Origin of the sequence: Pigmentiphaga sp. YJ18 (genome assembly GCF_038066655.1) — a bacterium.
Taxonomy (GTDB): Bacteria; Pseudomonadota; Gammaproteobacteria; order Burkholderiales; family Burkholderiaceae_B; genus Pigmentiphaga.
This window is the reverse complement of sequence record NZ_JBBUKU010000003.1, coordinates 154,721-177,154: the sequence shown is the minus strand read 5'-3', so window position 1 is coordinate 177,154 and position 22,434 is coordinate 154,721. Positions and strand designations below refer to the sequence as shown.

Here is a 22,434-nt window from a genome sequence, read left to right as displayed (position 1 = left end):
TCAGGGCCCCGGGGCGGCCTGGCGTTCGCCGCGGGGCGCCCGGATGCCGGTCAGGTTCCGGAACGTCAGTTCGCGCGCGATGTCCAGGAAGTTCAGGATGTAGGGCGCGTCCTGGTCCTCGACCCGCACGCCCGCGTACAGCGTGCGCCAGACGCCTTCCGCGCCCAGGCGGCAGGCATGCAGCAAGCCCTGGTCCAGGTATTCGGTCAGCGCCCAGTTGGGGATGGCCGTCACGCCGCGGCCGCTTGCCACGAGCTGGATGATCATGGGCGTGAGTTCGGTGGTGCGGATTTGCGCCGGCTCCACGTCGGCAGGGTCCAGGAAGGCGGTGAAGATGTCCAGCCGGTCGCGCTCGACGGGGTAGGTGATCAGTGTCTGTTCCGCCAGTTGCGCCGGCTCCAGGGTCTTGAACGTCGCCAGCGGGCTGTTGCGCGCCACGGCCAGCACCAGTTCGTAGCGGAACAGCGGCACGTAGCGCACCGCGTCCAGGCGGATGGGGTCGGACGTGATCACCAGGTCCAGGTCGCCGCGCACCAGCGCGGGCAACGGCGCGAAGGAGAAGGCCGCGGACAGGTCCAGGACGACCTCGGGCCATTGTTCGCGGAACACGTCCAGCGCCGGCATCAGCCACTGGAAGCAGGAATGGCATTCGATGGCCAGGTGCAGGCGGCCGGTGCGTCCCGCCGCCAGGCGCCCCAGTTCCCGTTCGGCGGCCCGCATGCGGGGCAGGACGTCGTCGGCCAGGGCCAGCACGCGCAGGCCGGCCGTGGTGAAGCGCAGCGGGCGCGTGCGCCGGTTGAGCAACTGCGTGCCCAGGCGTTCTTCCAGTTCGCGCAACTGGTGCGACAGCGCGGACTGCGTGACGTGCAGGCGCTCGGACGCTTCGACCAGGCTGCCGCCCTCGCGTATGGCGACCAGGGTTTCGAGATGGCGGATGTCTATCATGGCTGCCATCATAACTTGAGAAAAATTCATACTAGTTATGTAGAACTTGATTTTGATTCAAGCCATCCGCCTTGCACAATGCCGTGTTTCATCGGATAGGTCGGACGCGACACGGACATGGCTACGCTGCACAACCTGGGCTTCCCCCGCATCGGCGTGCGCCGCGAACTCAAGCGCGCCCTGGAAAGCTACTGGGCCGGGCTGTCCACGCAAGAAGCGCTGGAGCAGGCGGGACGCGAACTGCGCGCCCGCCACTGGGCCGTCCAGGCGGCATCCGGGGCAGCCCTGGTGCCGGTGGGCGACTTCGCCTGGTACGACCACATGCTGGAGTGGTCGGCCACGGTGGGAGCGGTTCCCGCGCGTTTCGGCCAGGCCGGCGATGCGCCCGTGACGCTGGACACCGTGTTCCGGATGGCCCGGGGCCGCGCGCCGGGCGGTTCGCCGGCTGCGGCGTGCGAGATGACCAAGTGGTTCGACACGAACTATCACTACCTGGTGCCGGAACTGCATCCGGGGCAGCAATTCCGCATCGCCCGCGACACCTTGTTCGAGCAGGTGCGCGAGGCGCGGGCGCTGGGCCATGCGGCCAAGCCCGTCATTCCCGGTCCGCTGACCTGGCTGTGGCTGGGCAAGGGCGAGGCCTACCGGGGCGCGGGCGACGCGGACAAGCTGGCGCTGCTGGCGGACCTGTTGCCCGTCTATGAAGAAGTGCTGGCGCGGCTGGCCGGCCTGGGCGTGCGCTGGGTGCAGATCGACGAGCCCATCCTGGCGCTGGACCTGCCCGCCGCCTGGCGCGAGGCCTTTGCCGCGGTGTACGAGCGGCTGGCCGGCGCGCCGGTCTCCATCCTGCTGGCCACGTATTTCGGCGCGCTGGACGACAATCTGCAGGTGGTCCAGGCATTGCCCGTGGCCGGGCTGCACGTCGACCTGGCGCGCGCGCCGGAGCAACTGGCGGCCGTGGCCGCCGGACTGCGGGCAGGCCAGGTGCTGTCGGCCGGCGTGATCGACGGCCGCAACGTCTGGCGCGCCGACCTGGATGCCTGGCGCGCGCGGCTGTCGCCGTACGCCGCGGCCCTGGGCGAGCGCCTGTGGCTGGCGCCGTCGTGCTCGCTGCTGCACGTGCCGGTGGACCTGTCGGCCGAAGACCAGCTGGACGACGAACTCAAGAGCTGGCTCAGCTTCGCCCGCCAGAAGCTGGACGAGCTGTCGCTGCTCGCCCGGGCCCTGGAGCTGGGCGAGGCCGCGGACGGCGTGGCCGGGGTAGCCGATGCGCTGGCCGTGCAGCGCCGCGCCCTGCGCACGCGCGCCGAGTCGCGGCGCATCCACCTGCCGGCGGTCCAGGCCGCCCTGCGGGATGCCGCCGGACTGGCTCGGGCCCGTGCTCCCTTCGCGCAGCGGACCGCCGCCCAGCGGGCGCGGCTGCGGCTGCCGGCGTTTCCCACCACGACCATCGGTTCGTTGCCCCAGACCCCGGAGATCCGAGCGCTGCGCCGCGACTGGCGGGCCGGGGCGCTGGGCGACGCCGCCTACGAAAAGGCCATCCGCCAGGAGATCGCCGACGGCATCGCCTTCCAGGAACGGGTGGGGCTGGACGTGCTGGTGCACGGCGAAGCCGAGCGCAACGACATGGTCGAGTACTTCGGCGAACTCCTGGCGGGCTTCGCCTTTACCCAGAATGGCTGGGTGCAGAGCTACGGTTCGCGCTGCGTGAAGCCGCCCGTCCTGTTCGGCGACATCGCGCGTCCGGCGCCCATGACGGTCGGCTGGACCGCGTACGCCCAGTCGCTGACCGAGCGGCCGGTGAAGGGCATGCTGACGGGGCCGGTCACGCTGCTCCAGTGGTCCTTCGTGCGCGACGACCAGCCGCGCGGCACGACCTGCCGGCAATTGGCGCTGGCCCTGCGCGGCGAAGCCCTGGACCTGGAGGCGGCCGGCATAGGCGTGATCCAGGTCGACGAGCCGGCCTTTCGCGAAGGTCTGCCCCTGCGGCGGGCGCAGCGGGCCGAGTATCTGGACTGGGCGGTCGACAGCTTCCGGCTCTGCACGGCCGGCGTGCGCGACGACACCCAGATCCATACCCACATGTGCTATTCCGAGTTCAACGACATCATCGCGTCCATCGCCGCGATGGACGCGGATGTCGTCACCCTCGAGACCTCGCGCTCGAACAGGGAGCTGCTCGGCGCGTTCGAGGGTTTCCGCTATCCCAATGACATCGGCCCGGGCGTCTACGACATCCATACGCCCAACGTGCCCCAGGCCGAGGCGATGGTCGGGCTGATCCGCCAGGCGGCCGCGCGCCTGCCGGCCGAGCGCCTGTGGGTCAATCCCGACTGCGGCCTCAAGACCCGGGCCTGGCCCGAAGCCGAGGCGGCGCTGCGGGAAATGGTGGCCGCGGCGCGCGCGCTCCGGCGGGGCGGCCCCGCCGCGGGGTAGAAGGGCCCGCAGGCAGGGGTGCTATACTCTCCGGGTTTTATCGCCCGCCCATTGCCTCCCGGCCACGCCCGGAATCTGCCGGCGCCCCCGATGCAATCGGCACCTTAGCGCATGCCCGTAACCGCCAATCGCCTCGCTATGCGACAGCCCGCGACTTTGCTCGTCCCGAGTACAGGTCCGTGGGCTTTTGTTTGCCCGGCCGCGGCTACGCCTGGGCTATCCCCATCCGTATCCAGGCGCATGACCCGTCATCGCGCTGGTCTTTTCCAACCGATCATTCAACGTCTACCCGACAGCGAAGGCTCCGCATGAAAATCCACGAGTATCAGGGCAAAGAGCTTCTGAAGAAATTTGGCGTCACCGTTCCGCGCGGCATCCCCGTGTTCTCGGTGGACGAGGCCGTCAAGGCCGCTGAACAACTGGGCGGCCCGGTGTGGGTCGTCAAGGCCCAGATCCATGCGGGCGGCCGCGGCAAGGGCGGCGGCGTCAAGCTGGGCCGTTCCATCGAGGAAGTGCGCACGCTGGCCGGCCAGATCCTGGGCATGCAGCTGGTCACGCACCAGACCGGCCCGGAAGGCCAGAAGGTCCGCCGCCTGCTGATCGAAGAAGGCGCCGACATCAAGAAGGAACTGTACGTCGGCATCGTGACCGACCGCAGCTCGCAGCGCGTCTGCGTGATGGCCTCGAGCGAAGGCGGCATGGAGATCGAAGAAGTCGCCCACGCCACCCCCGAGAAGATCCTGAAGGTGTTCGTCGACCCCGCCACGGGCCTGACCACCGATGAAGCCTCGCAGCTGGCCCGCGGCATCGGCGTTCCCGAAGGCTCGGTCGCCGACGCGGCTGACCAGATCCAGAAGCTGTACACCTGCTACGTCGAGACCGACGCCGACCTGGCCGAGATCAACCCCCTGATCGTTACCGGCTCGGGCAAGATCATCGCCCTGGACGCCAAGTTCAACTTCGATTCGAACGCGCTGTTCCGCCACCCCGAGATCGTGGCCTACCGCGACACCGATGAAGAAGATCCCGCCGAAATCGAAGCCAGCCAGTTCGGCCTGGCCTACATCCAGCTCGACGGCAACATCGGCTGCCTGGTGAACGGCGCCGGCCTGGCCATGGCCACCATGGACACCATCAAGCTGTTCGGCGGCGAGCCGGCCAACTTCCTGGACGTCGGCGGCGGCGCCACGGCCGAGAAAGTGACCGAAGCCTTCAAGATCATGCTGAAGAACCCCGGCCTGAAGGCCATCCTGGTCAACATCTTCGGCGGCATCATGCGCTGCGACGTCATCGCCGAAGGCGTGATCGCCGCGTGCAAGGCCGTCAGCCTGAGCGTGCCGCTGGTCGTGCGCATGAAGGGTACCAACGAGGAGCTCGGCAAGAAGATGCTGGCCGATTCCGGTCTGCCCATCATCAGCGCCGACACCATGGCCGAAGCCGCCACCAAGGTCGTGGCCGCGGCCAAGTAAGCGCACGAGCGCACAGCACAGGATATTAAGGACTCGAAATGTCGATTCTGATCAACAAAGATACCAAGGTGATCACGCAGGGGATCACCGGCAAGACCGGTCAATTCCACACCCGCATGTGCCGCGAGTACGCCAACGGCAAGAATTGCTTCGTGGCCGGTGTGAACCCCAAGAAGGCCGGCGAGGACTTCGAAGGCGTGCCCATCTACGCCAACGTTTCCGAAGCCAAGGCCGCCACCGGCGCCAACGTGTCGGTCATCTACGTGCCGCCCGCGGGCGCCGCCGCCGCCATCTGGGAAGCCGTCGAGGCCGACCTGGACCTGGCCATCTGCATCACCGAGGGCATTCCCGTCCGCGACATGCTGGAAGTCCGCAACCGCATGCGCGCCGAAAACAAGCGCACGCTGCTGCTCGGACCCAACTGCCCCGGCCTGATCACCCCCGATGAAATCAAGATCGGCATCATGCCCGGCCACATCCACCGCAAGGGCCGCATCGGCATCGTCAGCCGCTCGGGCACGCTGACGTACGAAGCCGTGGGCCAGGTCACGGAACTGGGCCTGGGCCAGTCGAGCGCCGTCGGCATCGGCGGCGATCCCATCAACGGCCTGAAGCACATCGACGTGCTGAAGATGTTCAATGACGATCCCGACACCGACGCCGTCATCATGATCGGCGAAATCGGCGGCCCGGACGAAGTGAACGCCGCGCAGTGGGCCAAGGACAACATGAAGAAGCCGGTGGTCGGCTTCATCGCGGGTGTCACGGCTCCGGCCGGCAAGCGCATGGGCCACGCCGGCGCGCTGATCTCGGGCGGTGCCGACACCGCCGAGGCCAAGCTGGAGATCATGGAAGCCTGCGGCATCAAGACGACCAAGAACCCGTCTGAAATGGGCAAGCTGCTCAAGTCCGTGCTGTAAATTAGAAGAGAGACGGGCGCGATTGACTATCGCGCCCGTCGCCATTTCAGGAGAAAAGCGTGGAATTTGGTTCAGCCGCCTTCGTACTGGCTCTTATTCAAATCATCTGGGTGAACATCCTGTTGTCGGGGGACAACGCGGTGGTCATCGCGCTGGCAGCTCGTTCGCTGCCCGCCCACCAACAAAAGAAAGCAATCGTGATCGGCTCTGCGGCCGCCATCGTGATGCGTATCATCCTGACGCTGGTTGCGGCCCAGTTGCTGCAGCTGCCCTGGTTGAAACTGATCGGCTCGCTGCTGTTGCTGTACATCGGTATTTCGTTGTTGCTGCCGGAAGGTGAAGAGGACGAAGGCAAGCTGGCCAAGGACGGCCTGATGGCCGCCATCCGCACGATCCTGATCGCCGACCTGGTCATGAGCCTGGACAACGTGATTGCCGTGGCGGCCGCCGCCATGGGCAATACCGTGCTCCTGGTCCTGGGCCTGGCCATCAGCATCCCGTTGGTGATCTTCGGCAGCACGCTGCTGCTGAAGGTCATCGAGCGCTTCCCGCTCATCGTCTGGCTGGGCGCCGCTCTGCTGGGGTTCATCGCCGGCGAGCTGTTCGTCAACGATCCCGCGCTGCACACCGAGGCCGTCGAGGCATCCATGGGGCTGAGCCACCATGGTGCCGAGATCGCCGCCGGCGTGCTCGGAGCCGTCATCGTGCTGGTGGTGGGCAAGGTGCTGATGTCTCGGCGCCGCTCCGGCGACCAGCCCGCCTGATGGCCGGCAACGCTGCATAGTCGTGGTGCACCGGCCTGGCATTCCTGTGCCAGGCCGGTTTCGTCTTCGTCGGGGGATTTACGGGCATGCGGGTGCCTGGAAATGCCGTCCCGTAAGACGTGGTGAATTCGAAAAACAAGGAAGAACCTATCTTCCGTACAGGAAGATTCGCTCGTCCGGATCTGTCTTAGGGAGCTACACGTGCTTGAATTTTTCCAGACGCTCAGTTGGGCGGCCGTATTCCAGATCATCTTGATCGACATCCTGCTGGGCGGGGACAACGCGGTGGTCATCGCGCTGGCCTGCCGCAACTTGCCCGCCAAGCGGCGGATGCAGGGCATCCTGTGGGGGACGGCGGGCGCCATCGTGCTGCGCGTCGTGCTTATCGCCTTCGCGGTCACGATGCTGCAGATCCCGTTCCTGAAGATCGTGGGCGGCGTGCTGCTGTTCTGGATCGGCATCAAGCTGCTGGTGCCCGAGGATGAGTCGCACGACAACATCGAGGGCGGCGCCACGCTGCTGGGCGCGATCAAGACCATCATCGTCGCCGACTTCGTCATGAGCCTGGACAACGTCATCGCCATTGCCGGCGCGGCCCAGCAGGCGGACGAATCCCACCAGATCGGCCTGGTCATCTTCGGCCTGCTGGTCAGCGTGCCCATCATCATCTGGGGCAGCACCCTGGTCCTGAAGCTGATCGACCGCTTCCCCGTCGTGGTGACGCTGGGCGGCGCCCTGCTGGGATGGATCGCCGGCGGCATGCTGGCGACCGACGTCGCGGTCCAGTCCCATGTGATCCAGCCCAGTTCGCTGGCGGCCTACAACACCCAGATCACCTACGCCGCGGAAATCCTGGGCGCGCTGATCGTCGTGGGGGTGGGTATGTGGTTGGCTCGCCGCAAGAAGGCGCAGCAGCCGGCCAGCCACGCCTGACCGGAGCGCGGGGCCGCAAGGCCCGGCATGGCACGCCCTGCTTCGGCAGGGCGTTGTCGTTTGTGGGGCGTCATGCGTCGAAGGGCCGCTTGCCCAACGCATCGACGACGTGGTCCACGAAGGCCGTGATGCGCGAGGCCAGGGCGGTGTTCCGGTAGTAGACCGCGTTGATCGCCTGGCGCACGTCCAGCGTCTGCCTGGACAACAAGGGCACCAGCCGCCCCTGGCGGCGGTCGTCGCCCGTCATGAAATCCGACAGGCAGACGATGCCCAGGCCCGCCAGGGCCATGTGCCGCAGCGTTTCCCCGCTGGACGAGGCGATCGTGGGCCGGATGCGAACGGTGTTCCCGTCCGCGTCGCGCAGCGGCCAGTCGTTCAGGGTCTCGGGCTGGGTGAAGCCCAGCAGCGTGTGCCGCCCGAACTGGCCCGGGGAGGCCGGCGTACCGTGGCGTTCCAGGTAGGCGGGACTGGCGAGCACACGTATCCGGCTGGTGCCCACGGGGCGGGCGTGCAGGGTGGAGTCCTTCAGGGTGCCGATGCGGAAGGCCACGTCGGTGCGCTTCTCGATCAGGTCGATGATGCCTTCGTTCGAGTTCAGTTCCAGTTCCACCTCGGGGTAGCGGGCGCGGAAACCGTCCAGCAGCGGCACGAGGACATGCAGCATGAACGGCGTGGACGCATCCACCCGCAGCCGCCCGGCCGGGTGCAGGCGCCGGGCCGCCATCTGTTCCTCCGCTTCATCGACCGAGGCCAGGATGGCGCGTGCATGGTGCAGGAAGGTCGAGCCTTCCTCGGTCAGTTCCAGCCGCCGGGTCGTACGGCGCAGCAAAGTGGTCTGGAGCTTTTCCTCCAGCCGGCCCAGGGTGCGGCTGGTGGCGGAGATGGTCAGCCCGAGCACTTCCGAGGCCGCTGTGATCGAGCCGGTGTCCACGACGGCCACGAAGGCCTGCAACTCGTCCAGGGTGGTCTTCATTGTTGAATCTAAATCAAATGATATTGGTTGATATCGGGCTTAATCTGCAAATATAAACGCGGCACACTGGCTGCATCCACAGAAAACCGTCCCAGGATGGCCGTCATGTCTCCCGCTTTCAACGATTCCAAGCCAGCCGAGATGAAATCCACCGCGGCCCTGTTCGCCCTGGCCATCGGCGCTTTCGCCATCGGCACGACCGAGTTCACCCCCATGGGGCTGTTGCCCGTGATCGCCGACGGGGTACAGGTCGACATTCCCGCCGCCGGCATGCTGGTGTCGGCCTACGCCGTTGGCGTGATGCTGGGCGCGCCGGTGATGACGCTGCTGTTCAGCCGCTTCGGCAAACGGGCCGCGCTGATGCTGCTGATGCTGATTTTCACCGTCGGCAACCTCTTGTCGGCGTTCGCGCCCGGATACGCGACCCTGCTCCTGTCGCGCCTGGTCACCAGTCTCAACCACGGCGCCTTCTTCGGCATAGGGGCGGTGGTGGCGGCCAGCGTCGTCCCCAGGGAAAAGCAGGCCAGCGCGATCGCGGCGATGTTCATGGGCCTGACCGTGGCCAACATCGGCGGTGTGCCGGCGGCGACCTGGATCGGGCAACAGGTGGGATGGCGCGTGGCCTTCGGCGGAACCGCCGCGCTGGGCCTGGTCACGATCGCCGCGCTGTGGCTGGCGCTGCCCAAGGGCGAGCCGGGCACGCGGCCGGACGTGCGCCGCGAACTGGCCGTGCTCACGCGCCCCGAGGTACTGCTTGCCATGGGCACGACCGTGCTGGGGGCGGGCGCGATGTTCGCGCTCTACACCTACGTGGCGCCCGTGCTGGCCGACATCACCCGCGCCAGCCCGGGCTTCGTGGCATTCGCGCTGGTGCTGATCGGCATCGGCTTCACCCTGGGCAATACCCTGGGCGGCCGCCTGGCGGATTGGTCCCTGGACGGCGCGGCCAAGCTCATCCTGGCCGCGCTCGCGATCATCATGGCCGTGCTGCCGCTGGTCCTGACCACCCATGTCGGCGCGGCCATCGGACTGGTCGTGTGGGGCGCCGCCGCTTTCGGTATCGTGCCGCCGGTGCAGATGCGCGTCATGCAGGCGGCGGCCCAGGCGCCCGGCCTGGCCTCGTCCGTCAACGTCGGCGCGTTCAACCTCGGCAACGCGCTGGGGGCGGCCCTGGGCAGCGCCGTCATCGGCCAGGGGCTGGGCTACGCCGCGGTGCCCCTGGCGGGCGCGGCGCTTGCCGCCGGTGGGCTGGGGCTGGTCTGGCTGGGCAACGCCGGCCGGCGCCGAGAGCCGGTGTGCGAGTAGGCGGGGCGCCCGCGCCATCGGCGGCGTGAAACAGGCTAACCTTATGCCCCGTCGGATTTCGACGTATGTTTCTTATTGCCGCGCCCGAGGGGCGGTGCCAGAGGATGGAATGAAGAGCTTGCAGAAAGGGTTGACGCTGATGCAGATGCTGGTGCTGATCGGCGCCGTCGGCGTGGCGATCGCGGTCGCGGTGTCCTACCTGCGCTGACCTCCCCGGGGCTAGCGTTCGCGGTAGCCCAGCGCCATCGACAACTCCCGCGCCGCCCGTACCACGGCGGGGATCACGGTCCCGGCCACGACCTCGTCGGTGAAGGTGTAGATCATCGAGGTCGCGTTCAGTCCGGCCACGACTTCTCCCTGGGCGTTCAGGACCGGCGCGGCGATCGAACGCACGCCGCGGTGGAATTCCTCGTCGTTGTAGACGTAGCCGCGTTCGCGCGCGGTATCCAGCAGCGCGCGGAAGGCGGCGGGGTCGACCGTGGATTTTTCGGTCAGGGCGGGTATGGGCGCGCCGTCCAGGATGCGGGCAATGTCCGCCTGGGGCTTGTAGGCCAGCAGGATCCGGCCGATCGATGACGAGTGCGGCGGCATGCGGGACCCGACATGGATGTCGATCGAGGTCGGCAGCGGGATGCGGGCCTGCGCCACGTAGACCAGCTCGTCGCGGTCCAGGATGGCCATGTGCACCGAGGCGCCGACTTCGGTGCGCAGCCGGTTCATGATCGGCTGCGCCAGCTCGACGAGGGGCAGGCGGTTCAGGTAGGCGAAGCCGAGCTTCATCGCATGCGCGGTCAGGCGGTAGCGCCGGCCGACTTCCTCGCGCTCCAGGAAGCCCAGTTTCTCCAGCGTATGCACGAAGCGGTAAGGCTTGCTGCGGCTCCAGCCCAGGCGCTGCGCCAGTTCGGTCAGGGTCAGCGAGGGCTGCTCGCAATCGAAGGCTTCGAGCACGGACAGGCCCTGGGCGAGCGCGTCGACCCAGTAAGGATCCTTGCGGGGAGCGGAAGCGTTGTCGGGCGTGTCGTCGCCGTCTTCGATAGCCGGCAGTTGGGGGTCGGTCATAGGGGGCAGATAGGACGGGGCGCAGGGCGAAGCACCTTGCGCCCGGTCATTTTATAGTCTGCGCAGCCCTATCCGGTCGATCAACAGTTTTTCCTTCTGCATGGTGTCCGCGGCGAAGCGGGTGAACTGCTCGCTGCTCAGGTAGGCGGGTTCAAGGTCGTACTGCTTGAGCGCGGCGCGATAGTTGTCCATCTCCATGGACTGCTTGAAGGCATCGTGCAGGATGCGGACCACGCCCGGATCGGTGTCGCGCGGGGCCGCCAGCCCGAAGGGCGCATTCTGCACGATGTCGTAGCCGAGTTCCTTGAGCGTGGGCGCCGCCGAGAAGCGCGCGCTGCGCGTTTCGCCGCCGGTGGCGAGCAGGCGCAATTGCCCCGACTCGACGTATTGCGCCCAGCTCGGGCCGTCGGCGAGCGACATGATGTGTCCGCCCAGCAGCGCGACCAGCGCCTCGGCGCCTCCCTTGTAGGGCACGTGGTTGAACTTCACGCCGGCCTGGAAGGCCAGGTCTTCCATGGTCAGGTGGGGTGAGGACAGCGTGCCCGGCGTGCCGTAGGTCATCTTGCCGGGGTTGGCCTTGGCGTAGGCGATGTAGTCCGCCAGTGTCTTGATGGGCGAGGAGGCCGGCACCACGAGGCCGAAGGGGTAGGCCGCCAGGCCGATGATGTATTTCAGATCCTTGAGCGGATCCCAGGTGGTCTTGACCAGATAGGGCGTGCGGAACACCGATACGGCGATCTGCGCGATCGTGTAGCCGTCGGGCTCGGTGGTTTGCATCATCTGGGCGGGGATCACCATCCCGGCGCCCGGCTTGTTCTCGACCACGACCGGCTGCTTCAGGATGGCGGCCGCGTTCTGCGCCAGGACGCGGAACGCGACGTCGGTGGCGCCGCCGGGCGCGAAGCCGACCAGCATGCGAATGGGGCGCGAGGGGAAACCGGATTGGGCGCGCGCGACCGGGGCCGCGCCGGCGCCCGCCGCCGCGATCATGGTGCCGAGGAAATGTCGTCTGTGCATGGAATGACTCCGCAGGGGAAGGGAAGGGTTCAGTGCGCCCGCTCGGGCAGGGGTTCGGTCCAGGCGTCGTAGCCATAGACCCAGTCGGCGTTCGTGTCCGAGCGCAGCCAGTCGTTCTGCAGCGAGCCGCGCTGGATGCGGCTGGCGCGTTCCAGCCGGGCCTGTTCGTAGCGCAGCAGGGCGGCGGGTACGTCGTCTCCGGCCTCGCCCAGGCAGCGGCTCAGCACCGCGGCATCCTCCAGGCCCATGGCGGCGCCCTGGGCCATGAAGGGCAGCATGGCGTGGCAGGCGTCGCCCAGCAGCGTGACGCGGCCATGGGTCCAGCGCGCCATGGGGTCGCGGGCGTAGAGCGCGGTCTTGAGGACGACGTCGCAGCCTTCCAGGATGGCCAGCGCTTCCTCGTGGAAGCCGGCGTACGCACGCAGCAGCTCGTCCTTGTGCCCCTGGATGGACCAGGACTCGTGCGTCCATTCGGTCTCGGGCACGGTGGCGAACACGAACAGCTCGCGCTGGCCGCGGTCGATCAGGAAGGTGAAGATCTGGCTGGACGCATCCGGCCCCCACCATTTGGTCGTCGGGGTCAGGTCATAGCGGGCGAGCGGCGCGGTGGGTACGATGGAACGGAACGCCACCTTGCCGGTGAAGCGGGGGGCTTCGGGACCGGCGATGGCTTCGCGCACCACCGAATGGATGCCGTCGCAGCCGACCACGGCGCGCGCGGCCACCCGCGATCCATCGGCCAGTTCCAGCCAGGCGTGGCGCTCGTCCTGGCCGATGGCGACTACCTTGGCGCCCAGGTGGACCGAGCCGGCGGGCAGGGTCGCTTCCAGCGCCGACAACAGGTCGGCGCGGTGGATGGTCAGTTGCGGCGCGCCGTAGCGGCGTTCTCCCTGGGCGTGCAATTCCAGCCGCGAGGTTTCCTGGCCGCTGTCCCACAGCCGGCTGACCCGGCAGGTGGGTTCGTAGGCGGTGGCGCGCAGCACCGCGCCCACGCCCAGTCCGTCCAGTACCTTGACCGCATTGGGCGTCAGGTTGATGCCCGCGCCCACGCGCCCGAACCGGGGTGCCTGTTCGTAGACGCCCACCTTGTATCCCGCGCGATGGAGAGCGATGGCGGCGGCCATGCCGCCTATGCCCGCCCCGATGATCGCGATGTCGACTTCCGTCATGCTTCCATCCTGATTGTTTTGTATAAGAAAACTTTTTTTGAATATAAAACTTAGAGCAGGAAGGAAGCAATAGGGGGAAGCCACGAAGGCGCAGGCGGGCACCTGCGCCGGGTCGCGGCGCATGTCGGGAAAGAGGGGGAAGGGAAGAAGGCGGACCGGAGGACGGTCCGCCATGCCGCCGGGGTCAGCCGGTGTTGCGCAGGCCCGCGGCGATGCCGTTGATGGTCAGGTGAATGCCGTTCTGGGTCCGGCCGGCCGGATCGGCCTTGGCGCGGCCCGCCTTGCCGAGGGTGGCGCGATAGCGGCGGATCAGTTCGATCTGCACGTGATTGAGCGGATCGATGTAGGCGATGCGGTCGCGGATCGAGCGTGCCAGCGAGGGATTGTCGGCCAGCAACTGGCGCTGGCCGGTAATCAGCTTCAGCGCGCTCATGGTGCGCTTCCACTCGTCGCTGATCGCGCCGAAGATGCGCTTGCGCAGCGCGGTGTCAGGCACCAGCTGGGCATAGCGCGAGGCGATGACCAGGTCGGTCTTGGCCAGCACCATTTCCATGTTGGACAGCAGCGTGCGGAAGAACGGCCAGTCGCGCGCCATGGCCTGCAGGTGTTCGATGCGCTGGCGCTTGGTGCCTTCGCCGTGGCGCAGGTAGTCGTCGATGGCCGCGCCCATGCCGTACCAGCCCGGCAGCAGCAGCCGGCACTGGCCCCACGAGAAGCCCCAGGGAATGGCGCGCAGGTCCTCGATGCGCCCGGTGGATTTGCGCGAGGCCGGGCGCGAACCGATGTTCAGGCCGGCGATCTCGGAGATCGGCGTCGAAGCGAAGAAGTAGTCGGCGAACCCCGGCGTTTCGTAGACCAGGGCCCGATAGCTGCGCATGGCGGTGGCCGACAGGCGGTCCATGGTCTGGCCATAGCTGGCGAACAGCGCGTCCTCGGCCGAGGCGCTTTCGGTGTGGTCGGCCAGGCTGGCCTCCAGCGTGGCGGCGGTCAGCAGTTCGAGATGCCAGCGGCCGATGTCGGCGTCCTTGTATTTGCTCTGGATGACCTCGCCCTGTTCGGTCAGCCGGATCTGGCCGGCCACGGTACCCGGAGGCTGCGCCAGGATGGCGTCGAAGCTCGAACCGCCGCCCCGGCCCACGGTGCCGCCGCGGCCGTGGAACAGGCGCAGCCTGACCTTGCGGGCGCGGAAGACCTCGACCAGCGCGCGTTCTGCCTGGTACAGGGACCAGTTCGACGTCAGGAAGCCGCCGTCCTTGTTGCTGTCGGAATAGCCCAGCATCACTTCCTGCACGCCGCGCTGGGCATGGCGCACGCGCGCCTTGACCTCGGGCAGGTCGAGGAACTGCGCCATGATGGCGGGGCCGTTGGCCAGGTCGGGAATGGTCTCGAACAGCGGCACCACCATCAGCCCTTCGCCGTCGGCGGGAACGTGGCCGCTCGTGGAGCCGCCCCCCGGCGCGATTAGGCCGGTTTCCTGCTGCAGCACCAGGACTTCCAGCAGGTCGCTGACCGTTTCCGTGTGCGACACGATGGCGTGGTGCACGGCCTGCGCGCCCAGGCGCTGGCGGGCGCTGGCGGCGGCCCGGAAAATCTCCAGTTCGCGGGTCGTTTCCTCGCTGTAGCGCAGCCAGGGCGAGACCAGCGGGCGGACCTCCTTCAACTCGCGCCGCAGCAGTTCGATGCGCGCGGCTTCGTCCAGGCTGGCGTAGTCGGCCTCGGCCCCGGCGCGCGCGAACAGCTCGGCCACCGTGCGTTCATGCACGTCGGAACTCTGGCGCAGGTCGATCGTGGCCAGGTGGAAGCCGAATACGTCCACCGCCTGGCGCAGCGCCGACAGGCGCAGCCGGGCGATGGGCGAGGCATGGTGGCCGTTGAGCGAATCGGCGATCACCGCCAGGTCGGCGGCGAATTCGGCGGGCTCGGCATAGGGTTGGGCGGGCGGGGCCTCGCGGCGGGCCAGGCCGCGGCCGGTCAGCACCCGCGCCGATGCCGCCAGGCGGGCGTAGATGCCGACCAGGGCACGGCGGTAGGGCTCGTCGCGGCGATGCTCGGAAAGGTCGCCGCCTTGTTCGGCCAGCGCGGTCAGCGCCTGCGAGGCGGGCGTCAGCAGCGCGCTCAGGGACAGTTCGGCGCCCAGCGCGTGGGTCTCGTCCAGGTAGTACTCGAAGGCCGTCGTGCTCTGGCGCAGCAGCGCCAGGTTCAGCGTCTCGGCATCGACGTTGGGATTGCCGTCGCGGTCGCCGCCTATCCAGCTCCCCATGCGCAGGAAGGACTTGAGCGGCGTGGGGTGCGGGCCGAACGGATCGGCCGGCTCGCGGCCGAGCAGACGCGAAAGATGGCCGTACAGCTGCGGGATGACGGGCAGGAAGGTGCTGCGGTAGTAGGACAGCGCGTTCTCGATCTCGTCGGCTACCGTCAGCCGGGAGTTGCGCAGCATGCGCGTCTGCCACAACGTGGTGATGCGGCCCAGCAGGGCCAGCGTCTGTTCGAAGGATTCATCCGTGGTGCGCGGGTCGTCGCGCTCCTGCAGCAGGTGGGCGATTTCCTTGTGCACGTCCAGCGTGCTCTTGCGCTGCACCTCGGTGGGGTGGGCCGTCAGGACCGGCGAGATCAGCGTTTCGTCCAGCAACTGGCGCATGCGCGCGTTGCCGATGCCCGCGGCCCGCAACTGGGTGACGGCGTCCTGCAGGCTGCCGCGCGCGGGGGCGTCCTGCTGCAGCAGGGTGGCGCGGCGGCGCCGGTTCTGGTCGCGGTCCTCGGCGATGTTGGCCAGGTGCAGGTAGTAGGTGAAGGCGCGGACCACGGAGTTGGTCTCGTCGGCCGCCAGCAGCTTCAGGCGTTTTTCCAGCGCGCGGCCGTCGGTGGCGTTGCCGTCGCGGCGAAAGCGCACCGCCGTGCGGCGCACGGTCTCGATGGTGTCGAAGACGCCCGCGCCTTCGCTGGCGCGGATCACGTCGCCCAGAAGGCGGCCCAGCAGTCGGATGTCGTTGCGAAGAGGTAGGTCGGGATCTTGAAGCGATGAGGTCATGGAGCGTCGCGCGTGTTGTCGTTGGAGTCGGCTGCTGCAAATGCTTGGAGACGGGCCCGAAGGCAAAAGAACGCGGTACGGGCGCCTCCAGAGCATGCCATGAAAAAAGGGCCCGTATCGAATACTTCTATAATCCCGAAGGGGGGCGCCGCGAGAGCGGAAGCCTGTCCGCACCGCAATCGAGATCCCCGCATTTTGAAAAACGATCGTTTGATCATCGCCACGCGCGAAAGCCAGCTGGCGCTCTGGCAGGCCGAACATGTACAGGCGCGGCTGCGCGCGCTGTATCCGCAGTATTCCGTCGAACTGCTGGGCATGACCACCCGCGGCGACCGCATCCTGGACCGCACGCTGTCCAAGGTCGGCGGCAAGGGCCTGTTCGTCAAGGAACTGGAAACCGCCCTGCAGGACGGCCGGGCCGACCTGGCCGTGCATTCGCTCAAGGACGTGCCGGTGGACCTGGCGCCGGAGTTCGCGCTGTCCACCATCATGGAGCGCGAGGATCCGCGCGACGCCCTGGCGTCGGCGCGCTACGCGGCGCTGGCCGACATGCCCGCCGGCGCGGTCATCGGCACCTCCAGCCTGCGCCGCGAGTCGCAGGTCCGGGCCCGCCATCCGCACCTGCAGGTGCGGCCCCTGCGCGGCAACCTGCAGACCCGCCTGGCCAAGCTCGATCGCGGCGAATACGACGCCATCGTGCTGGCGGCCGCGGGTCTGCGCAGGCTGGGCCTGGGCGACCGCATCCGGACCCTGCTGGCGCCCGAGGACAGCCTGCCGGCCGCCGGGCAGGGCGCCCTGGGTATCGAGATCCGCGCCGACCGCGAAGACCTGCGTGCCGTGCTCGCGCCGCTGTCGCATGCTGCCACCACCGCCGAGGCCCTGGCCGAACGCGCCGTGTCGCGGCGCCTGGGCGGCTCCTGTCAGGTGCCGCTGGCCGCCTATGCGCAGGCGCAGGGCGAATCGCTGCGCCTGCGGGCCCTGGTCGCGACGCCCGACGGCGCGCGCATCGTCCGGGCCGAGCGCACCGGCACCGCGCGGGACGCCGAGGCCCTGGGCCTGGCCGTGGCCGAAGAACTCCTCGCGGCCGGTGCGGCCGATATCCTCGCTACGCTGGGCTGAGCCGCGATGCCGGCCCAGCCATCCGCGCCGGTACCCGGGCGCACCGTCATCCTGACCCGTCCCGCCGGCCAGAACGACGGCCTGGCGCGGGCGCTCGCGGCGGGCGGATGGCGGCCGCTGGACCTGCCGGCGCTGCGGCTGACCCCGGAGGCCGGCCCGGTGCCCGATCCCGCGGCCTTCGATCTCGTCGTCTTCGTCAGCGGCAACGCCGTGCGGATGTTCCTGGACGCGTGGCGCGAGGCCACCGGGCCAGATCGGGCCTGGCCCGCCGCCACCGCCGCCGCGGTCGTCGGACCCGCCAGCGCGCGGGCGCTACGCGAACATCCGGCCTTCGGCCAGGGGCCGCGGCTGCTGCAGCCCGCCGCCGACAGCCCGCATTTCGACTCCGAGGCGCTGTGGGCCATCCTGTCCGCCGCGCCGCTGCCGTCGCGGGTGCTGATCGTGCGCGGCGGCCGGGGCGAGCAGGGCAGCGGCCGCGACTGGCTGGCCGGCCGCCTGCGCGAGGCCGGCGCCGGCGTCACCCTGCACCGCGCCTACAGGCGGGTGCCCGAGACGTGGATGCCGGCCCAGGCCGAGCGCCTGCGCGAACTGGCCCGCGCCGGCACGCCCACCGCGTGGCTGCTGACCAGCGCCGAGGGCGTGGACGCGGTGCGCGGGCAGCTTGCCCGCCTGGGATTGCTGGACTGGTGGGCCGATTGTCGTCTCGTTGCAACCCATCCACGGATCGCCCGGCATTTAATAACGGTGATCGCCGAAGCATTGCCCGCTCGCGACCACCCGCCAATGTTACAAACTTGCGCGCCCCGGGATGAGGACATCCTGGCCGCGATAGAATCGGTGTCATGACTGCATCCGAGAACGCATCTCCCGCATCCGCGCAGGGTCCTGCGCCCAACGATACCCGTTCCGCAACCGAGCGCGCCGGCCGTGCCCCCAAGGGGCGGACGTCCAGCCGGTCCTTCCCCTGGCTGGGAACGGTGCTCGCTTTCGCGCTGATCGTGATCGTGGTGCTGGCGGCCGCGCTGTGGCGCCAGCAGCAGCTGGTCGATGCCATCGGCCGCGAATCGGCGCGCCGCTTCAACGAGATCGACTCCTTCTCCCGCGATGCCCAAGCCCGCGCCCGTCAGGCCCTGTCCATCTCCCAGGGCAATACCGACAAGCTGGCCGTGCTCGAATCCAAGGTGCTGGAGTCGCAAAGCCAGCAGGCCGCGCTGGAGCAGCTCTACCAGGAGCTGTCGCGCGGCGAGGACGAGTGGACCCTGATCGAGGTCGAACAGGCCCTGTCCATCGCCGCCCAGCAGCTGCAGCTGGCCGGCAACGTGCAGAACTCCATCGCCGCGCTGCAGGTGGCTGACGCCCGGCTGGCGCGTGCCGACCGGCCCCAGTTCACCGCCGTGCGCCGCGCCATCGCGCAGGACCTCGAGCGGCTGCGCGGACTGCCGTCGGTGGACGTGTCCGGCCTGGTGGTCAAGATCGACCAGTTGATCGGCCTGCTGGACCGCCTGCCGCTGCTGGCCGGCGTGCAGCCGGCCCATGAAGCCGACGGCCAGGCCGCGCCGGCCGCGGCCGAAGCCGTCCAGGCGCCGGCGGCCGATGCGTCCTGGTGGAAGCGGGCCATCGCCTGGTGGGAACCCCTGCGGAACGGCTTCCTGGGCGACATGCGCGACCTGATCCGCATTCGCCGCATCGACAAGCCCGATGCCCTGCTGGTGTCTCCCGAGCAGGGCGCCATGGTGCGCGAGAACCTCAAGCTCAGGCTGCTCAACGCCCGCCTGGCCCTGCTGTCCCGGCAGGAACATGCCTGGCGCGCCGACCTGGACGCGGTCGGCCAGGCCCTGCCCGCCTACTTCGATGCCAATGCGCCGGCCACGCGCAACGCCCAGACGCTGCTGCGGCAGATCCGCGAGACCGACATCTCCATCGAGCTGCCGAACCTCAATGACAGCCTGGCCGCGGTGCGCTCGGTGCTGCCGCGCAATGCCGTTCCCGGCGCGCAGAGGTAAGGCATGCGCACCTGGTTCTGGACCCTGTTGCTGCTGGTGGCCGCCGTCGGGCTGGCGGTCGGACTGCGTTATCACTCCGGCAACGTCGCGCTGCTGCTGCCGCCCTACCGGGTCGAGCTGTCCGCCAGCCTGGCCGCGCTGATCCTGGTCGCGCTGTTCGCGGTGCTGTACGCCGCGCTGCGCGCCATCTCCTGGACCCTGGACCTGCCGGTGCGGGTGCGCCGCTGGCGTGCGCGGCGCGCGTTGACGCAGCAGCAGGAGCTGCTCGAGCGCGGCTGGATCAATCTGCTGGAAGGCCGCTATGCCAAGGCCGAGGCCGACATGAGCAGCGTGGCCGGACAGACCGACGTGCCGTCGCGCCGCGTCCTGGCCAACCTGTCGGCCGCCCGGGCGGCGCATGCCATGCAGGAATTCACCCGCCGCGACCTGCTGCTGGCGCAGGCCCGCGAGGCCGCGGAAGCCGACGCCGGACTCAAGCCCGCGGTCGTCCTGGTCGAGGCCGACATGCTGCTCGACCAGCAGCGGCCCGAGGAAGCATTGGCGCTGCTGTCGCAACTGCACGAGGGCGGGCCCAAGCACATGCATTCGCTGCGGCTCACCTTGCGAGCCCATCGCGACCTGGGGCATTGGGCCGAGGTCCTGAAGCTGGCGCGCACGCTGTCCAAGCGCAATGCCCTGCATCCGGCCGCCGCCACGCGCATGATCGCCACCGCCGCGGCCGAACTGCTGCGCTCGGCCAGCGATGCCGCCACGCGGCGCGCCATCTGGAAGGACCTGAAGGACGACGAGCGCATCCTGCCCGAAGTGGCGCAGGCCGGCGCCGCGGTGTTCGAGGCCGATGGCGACGAAGTGCGCACCCGCCGCATCCTCGAGACCGCGCTCGACGCCCAGCTCAGCCCGCTCTTGCTGCAGGCCTATGCCCGTTGCAGCCCCGAACACATACCTCCGCGGCTGGAGAAGGCCGAGAGCTGGCTGCGCCAGCATCCCAATGATCCCGACCTGCTGCAGGCGCTGGGCACGCTGTGCCTGTGCGGCCGCCTGTGGGGCCCGGCGCAGCGATATCTCGAACGCAGCCTGAGCGAGCGCGACGACCCGCGCACGCATGCGCTGCTGGCCAGCCTGTACGATCGCACCGACCGCGCCGTCGAGGCCGTGCGCCACTGGCGCCTGGCTACCGAGGCCGTGATCGGCCTGCCGGTCCTGAAGGCCGACGAAGCGGTCCTGTTCGGACCCGCCGCCGCGCGTCCCCAGTTCGAGAGCGAAGAGGACGTGGCGCCCGATCGCGCGGCTGGCCTCTAGCGGCGGTTTTTTTTCGATGTCGTACCGGCCCCGGGCCGGTCCACTTGTTTTTTCCAACCTTCCAGGCAGTTATGAATCTCGATCGAGTCGGTCCCGGCAAAAAGGCGCCGGAAGAATTCAACGTCATCATTGAGATCCCGATGAACGCGGATCCGATCAAGTACGAAGTCGACAAGGAAACCGGAGCCTTGTTCGTCGATCGCTTCATGATGACGGCCATGCACTACCCGTGCAATTACGGCTACGTGCCGCAGACCCTGTCCGACGACGGCGACCCCGTCGACGTGCTGGTCATCACCCCCCATCCGGTCACCGTCGGCGCCGTCGTGCGCTGCCGCCCCATCGGCATCCTGAACATGGACGACGAAGCGGGCGGCGACGCCAAGCTGCTGGCCGTGCCCGTGGACAAGGTCCTGCCCATCTACCGCCACTGGCAGAAGCCGGAAGACCTGCAGCCCGAGTACCTGCTGCGCATCCAGCATTTCTTCGAGCACTACAAGGATCTGGAAAAGGGCAAGTGGGTCAAGATCAAGGGCTGGGACGGCCCGGAAGCCGCCCGCCAGGAGATCGTCGGCAGCATCGAGCGCTACCAGCAGGCCGGCAAGTAAGGCAACGGTTGTGCCAGGCAGAAGACCTCCCGACGGGAGGTCTTTTTCATTGGGAAGGCGGCACCTGCGCGCGCCGTACGATCCCGCGCGCTGCCAGTTCCTCGATGCGCTGGGGCGACAGCCCGGCCAGCGTTTCCAGGATCTCCTGCGTGTGGGCGCCGGGCAGCGGCGCCGGCGCGTCGTAGCCGGCCTGGCCTGCGCTGAACTTGATGGGGAAGCCGGGGGCGCTGGCGGCCATGTCGGTGCCGGTCATGGGGTTGTGCACCGGGACCACCATGCCGCGCTCGCGCAGTTGTCGCCATTGCATGACCTCGTCGATGCTGCGCACCGGGCTGCACGGCACCTTGGCCGCGTGCAGGGCCTGGACGATGTCCTGGGTGGCGCGCGCCTCGGTCCAGGCGGACACGATGGCGTCGACCTGCGCGTTGTGGGCGATGCGCCAGCCCAGATCGTTCATCCGCGCATCGTCCGTCAGGTCGTGCCGCTCCATCGCGCCCAGCAGGGCGGTCCAGTCGGCGGCGGTGGCCGCGCCCAGCACTACCCAGCCGTCGCGCGAGCGGTAGACGTTGAAGGGCGAGAACCGCATGATGCGGCTGCCCTGGCGGTGGGGCAGGCCCAGCCGCTCGTAGCAGTCGAAGGGTTCGTCGAACATCAGCGAGAACAGGCAGTCGGCCATCGAGACGTCCACCGCCTGGCCGCGCCCCGTGCGCTGGCGGTGCAGCAGGGCGGCCAGGATGCCGGACGCGGCGAACACGCCGGCAATGGCGTCCGACAGCGGCGAGCCGGTCTTGACCGGGGGGCCGCCGGCTTCCCCGGTCACGCTCATCAGGCCCACCGCCGCCTGCACCATCAGGTCGTAGGCCTTCAGGTGGCGATCGGAGCCGGTCGCGCCGTATCCCGTCAGGGAGCAATAGACGATGCCGGGGTTGACCGCCGCCAGCGCGTCATAGCCTATTCCCAGCCGGTCCGCCACGCCCGCGCTGAAATTGTCGATCACGACGTCGGCGCCGGCCACCATGCGCAGGAATACCTCGCGGCCCGCTTCCGATTTCAGGTCCAGCATGACCGATTGCTTGCCGCGCGCGCGTTTCAGGTAGGCCAGGCCCATGTCCGCGTCCGAGGTCCGCTGGAAGGACACGCCGCCGGGTCCGGCATAAGGAGGGGAAAACGCGGTGGGATCGCCCGTGGCGGGATCGTCGATCTTCACGACCTGCGCGCCCATGCCCGCAAGGAACAGGGTGGCCTGCGGACCCGAGAAAAAGCGGGTCAGATCCAATACGAGGGTCCCGGACAATAGCTTCTGCGTGGTCTGGTTCATGGCGGGCAGTCTAAGCAGAACCGGCGATGCGGGCGTCATAGGACTTTGCGCGGGGGCCATATCCGGCCG

18 protein-coding genes are annotated in these 22,434 nt (G+C 68.7%); 11 read left to right on the top strand and 7 right to left on the bottom strand.

All coding sequences use genetic code 11. The features are described from left to right. Complete coding sequence (locus WKR98_RS20625; protein ID WP_124690655.1) at window positions 1-945, bottom strand: LysR family transcriptional regulator; 945 nt, start codon at window positions 943-945, stop codon at window positions 1-3. A 117-nt stretch (window positions 946-1,062) separates the two neighbouring features. Here WKR98_RS20625 and metE point away from each other — a divergent pair, with 117 nt between their 5' ends. From metE to WKR98_RS20600, 5 genes are all read left to right on the top strand, one after another. Next, window positions 1,063-3,381, top strand: coding sequence for a 5-methyltetrahydropteroyltriglutamate--homocysteine S-methyltransferase (gene metE / locus WKR98_RS20620; RefSeq protein ID WP_341434559.1), 2,319 nt, complete (start codon window positions 1,063-1,065; stop codon window positions 3,379-3,381). A gap of 308 nt (window positions 3,382-3,689) precedes the next feature. Further along, window positions 3,690-4,850 carry an ADP-forming succinate--CoA ligase subunit beta gene (sucC, locus tag WKR98_RS20615; protein ID WP_124690653.1) on the top strand — a complete coding sequence of 387 codons (1,161 nt, stop codon included), beginning with the start codon at window positions 3,690-3,692 and terminating at the stop codon, window positions 4,848-4,850. 38 nt (window positions 4,851-4,888) lie between these two features. Continuing rightward, on the top strand, window positions 4,889-5,770 hold the full coding sequence (gene sucD, locus WKR98_RS20610) for a succinate--CoA ligase subunit alpha (RefSeq protein WP_124690652.1): 882 nt from the start codon (window positions 4,889-4,891) through the stop codon (window positions 5,768-5,770). Window positions 5,771-5,829: 59 nt separating this feature from the next. Then, a complete protein-coding gene (locus tag WKR98_RS20605; RefSeq protein ID WP_124690651.1) occupies window positions 5,830-6,534 on the top strand; it encodes a TerC family protein in 705 nt (234 codons plus the stop codon). A gap of 201 nt (window positions 6,535-6,735) precedes the next feature. Beyond that, the gene (locus WKR98_RS20600) at window positions 6,736-7,467 is read left to right on the top strand and encodes a TerC family protein (RefSeq protein WP_124690650.1); all 732 of its coding nucleotides are present in this window, start codon (window positions 6,736-6,738) and stop codon (window positions 7,465-7,467) included. 70 nt (window positions 7,468-7,537) lie between these two features. Here the strand turns inward: WKR98_RS20600 and WKR98_RS20595 are convergent, their stop codons facing one another. Beyond that, window positions 7,538-8,440 (bottom strand): LysR family transcriptional regulator, encoded by a 903-nt coding sequence (locus WKR98_RS20595; protein WP_341434558.1) that lies wholly within the window; start codon window positions 8,438-8,440, stop codon window positions 7,538-7,540. A 141-nt stretch (window positions 8,441-8,581) separates the two neighbouring features. Here WKR98_RS20595 and WKR98_RS20590 point away from each other — a divergent pair, with 141 nt between their 5' ends. Beyond that, window positions 8,582-9,745: an MFS transporter gene (locus WKR98_RS20590; RefSeq protein WP_124692458.1), complete on the top strand. Its 1,164-nt coding sequence runs from the start codon at window positions 8,582-8,584 to the stop codon at window positions 9,743-9,745. Between the two features lie 219 nt (window positions 9,746-9,964). Here the strand turns inward: WKR98_RS20590 and WKR98_RS20585 are convergent, their stop codons facing one another. The 4 genes from WKR98_RS20585 to ppc form a co-directional block, all read right to left on the bottom strand. Then, on the bottom strand, window positions 9,965-10,804 hold the full coding sequence (locus WKR98_RS20585; RefSeq protein WP_124690648.1) for an IclR family transcriptional regulator: 840 nt from the start codon (window positions 10,802-10,804) through the stop codon (window positions 9,965-9,967). 51 nt (window positions 10,805-10,855) lie between these two features. Further along, window positions 10,856-11,821 carry a tripartite tricarboxylate transporter substrate binding protein gene (locus WKR98_RS20580; RefSeq protein WP_124690647.1) on the bottom strand — a complete coding sequence of 322 codons (966 nt, stop codon included), beginning with the start codon at window positions 11,819-11,821 and terminating at the stop codon, window positions 10,856-10,858. A 29-nt stretch (window positions 11,822-11,850) separates the two neighbouring features. After that, complete coding sequence (locus tag WKR98_RS20575; protein WP_341434557.1) at window positions 11,851-12,990, bottom strand: FAD-dependent monooxygenase; 1,140 nt, start codon at window positions 12,988-12,990, stop codon at window positions 11,851-11,853. A 184-nt stretch (window positions 12,991-13,174) separates the two neighbouring features. Next, window positions 13,175-16,018, bottom strand: coding sequence for a phosphoenolpyruvate carboxylase (gene ppc / locus WKR98_RS20570; RefSeq protein WP_341434556.1), 2,844 nt, complete (start codon window positions 16,016-16,018; stop codon window positions 13,175-13,177). Window positions 16,019-16,213: 195 nt separating this feature from the next. Here ppc and hemC point away from each other — a divergent pair, with 195 nt between their 5' ends. The 5 genes from hemC to ppa all read left to right on the top strand — a co-directional run bounded on the left by hemC (window position 16,214) and on the right by ppa (window position 21,047). Continuing rightward, the gene (hemC, locus tag WKR98_RS20565; protein ID WP_445936142.1) at window positions 16,214-17,137 is read left to right on the top strand and encodes a hydroxymethylbilane synthase; all 924 of its coding nucleotides are present in this window, start codon (window positions 16,214-16,216) and stop codon (window positions 17,135-17,137) included. A 6-nt stretch (window positions 17,138-17,143) separates the two neighbouring features. Continuing rightward, window positions 17,144-17,983 (top strand): uroporphyrinogen-III synthase, encoded by an 840-nt coding sequence (locus WKR98_RS20560; RefSeq protein ID WP_124690643.1) that lies wholly within the window; start codon window positions 17,144-17,146, stop codon window positions 17,981-17,983. Further along, complete coding sequence (locus WKR98_RS20555; protein WP_124690642.1) at window positions 17,980-19,140, top strand: uroporphyrinogen-III C-methyltransferase; 1,161 nt, start codon at window positions 17,980-17,982, stop codon at window positions 19,138-19,140. The genes WKR98_RS20560 and WKR98_RS20555 overlap by 4 nt, the downstream gene beginning before the upstream one ends. Before the next feature lie 3 nt (window positions 19,141-19,143). Further along, window positions 19,144-20,439 (top strand): heme biosynthesis HemY N-terminal domain-containing protein, encoded by a 1,296-nt coding sequence (locus WKR98_RS20550; protein ID WP_124690641.1) that lies wholly within the window; start codon window positions 19,144-19,146, stop codon window positions 20,437-20,439. Between the two features lie 71 nt (window positions 20,440-20,510). Beyond that, window positions 20,511-21,047 carry an inorganic diphosphatase gene (gene ppa, locus WKR98_RS20545; RefSeq protein ID WP_124690640.1) on the top strand — a complete coding sequence of 179 codons (537 nt, stop codon included), beginning with the start codon at window positions 20,511-20,513 and terminating at the stop codon, window positions 21,045-21,047. Window positions 21,048-21,093: 46 nt separating this feature from the next. Here the strand turns inward: ppa and WKR98_RS20540 are convergent, their stop codons facing one another. Continuing rightward, on the bottom strand, window positions 21,094-22,365 hold the full coding sequence (locus tag WKR98_RS20540; protein ID WP_341434555.1) for a CaiB/BaiF CoA transferase family protein: 1,272 nt from the start codon (window positions 22,363-22,365) through the stop codon (window positions 21,094-21,096). Window positions 22,366-22,434 lie beyond the last annotated feature (69 nt).

Bases quoted from the DNA above. Each gene is read 5' to 3' on its own strand.
- WKR98_RS20625 (WP_124690655.1), bottom strand. From the start codon at position 945: ATGATAGACATCCGCCATCTCGAAACCCTGGTCGCCATACGCGAGGGC.
- metE (WP_341434559.1), top strand. From the start codon at position 1,063: ATGGCTACGCTGCACAACCTGGGCTTCCCCCGCATCGGCGTGCGCCGC.
- sucC (WP_124690653.1), top strand. From the start codon at position 3,690: ATGAAAATCCACGAGTATCAGGGCAAAGAGCTTCTGAAGAAATTTGGC.
- sucD (WP_124690652.1), top strand. From the start codon at position 4,889: ATGTCGATTCTGATCAACAAAGATACCAAGGTGATCACGCAGGGGATC.
- WKR98_RS20595 (WP_341434558.1), bottom strand. From the start codon at position 8,440: ATGAAGACCACCCTGGACGAGTTGCAGGCCTTCGTGGCCGTCGTGGAC.
- WKR98_RS20590 (WP_124692458.1), top strand. From the start codon at position 8,582: ATGAAATCCACCGCGGCCCTGTTCGCCCTGGCCATCGGCGCTTTCGCC.
- WKR98_RS20585 (WP_124690648.1), bottom strand. From the start codon at position 10,804: ATGACCGACCCCCAACTGCCGGCTATCGAAGACGGCGACGACACGCCC.
- WKR98_RS20580 (WP_124690647.1), bottom strand. From the start codon at position 11,821: ATGCACAGACGACATTTCCTCGGCACCATGATCGCGGCGGCGGGCGCC.
- WKR98_RS20575 (WP_341434557.1), bottom strand. From the start codon at position 12,990: ATGACGGAAGTCGACATCGCGATCATCGGGGCGGGCATAGGCGGCATG.
- ppc (WP_341434556.1), bottom strand. From the start codon at position 16,018: ATGACCTCATCGCTTCAAGATCCCGACCTACCTCTTCGCAACGACATC.
- WKR98_RS20560 (WP_124690643.1), top strand. From the start codon at position 17,144: ATGCCGGCCCAGCCATCCGCGCCGGTACCCGGGCGCACCGTCATCCTG.
- WKR98_RS20555 (WP_124690642.1), top strand. From the start codon at position 17,980: ATGACTGCATCCGAGAACGCATCTCCCGCATCCGCGCAGGGTCCTGCG.
- WKR98_RS20550 (WP_124690641.1), top strand. From the start codon at position 19,144: ATGCGCACCTGGTTCTGGACCCTGTTGCTGCTGGTGGCCGCCGTCGGG.
- ppa (WP_124690640.1), top strand. From the start codon at position 20,511: ATGAATCTCGATCGAGTCGGTCCCGGCAAAAAGGCGCCGGAAGAATTC.
- WKR98_RS20540 (WP_341434555.1), bottom strand. From the start codon at position 22,365: ATGAACCAGACCACGCAGAAGCTATTGTCCGGGACCCTCGTATTGGAT.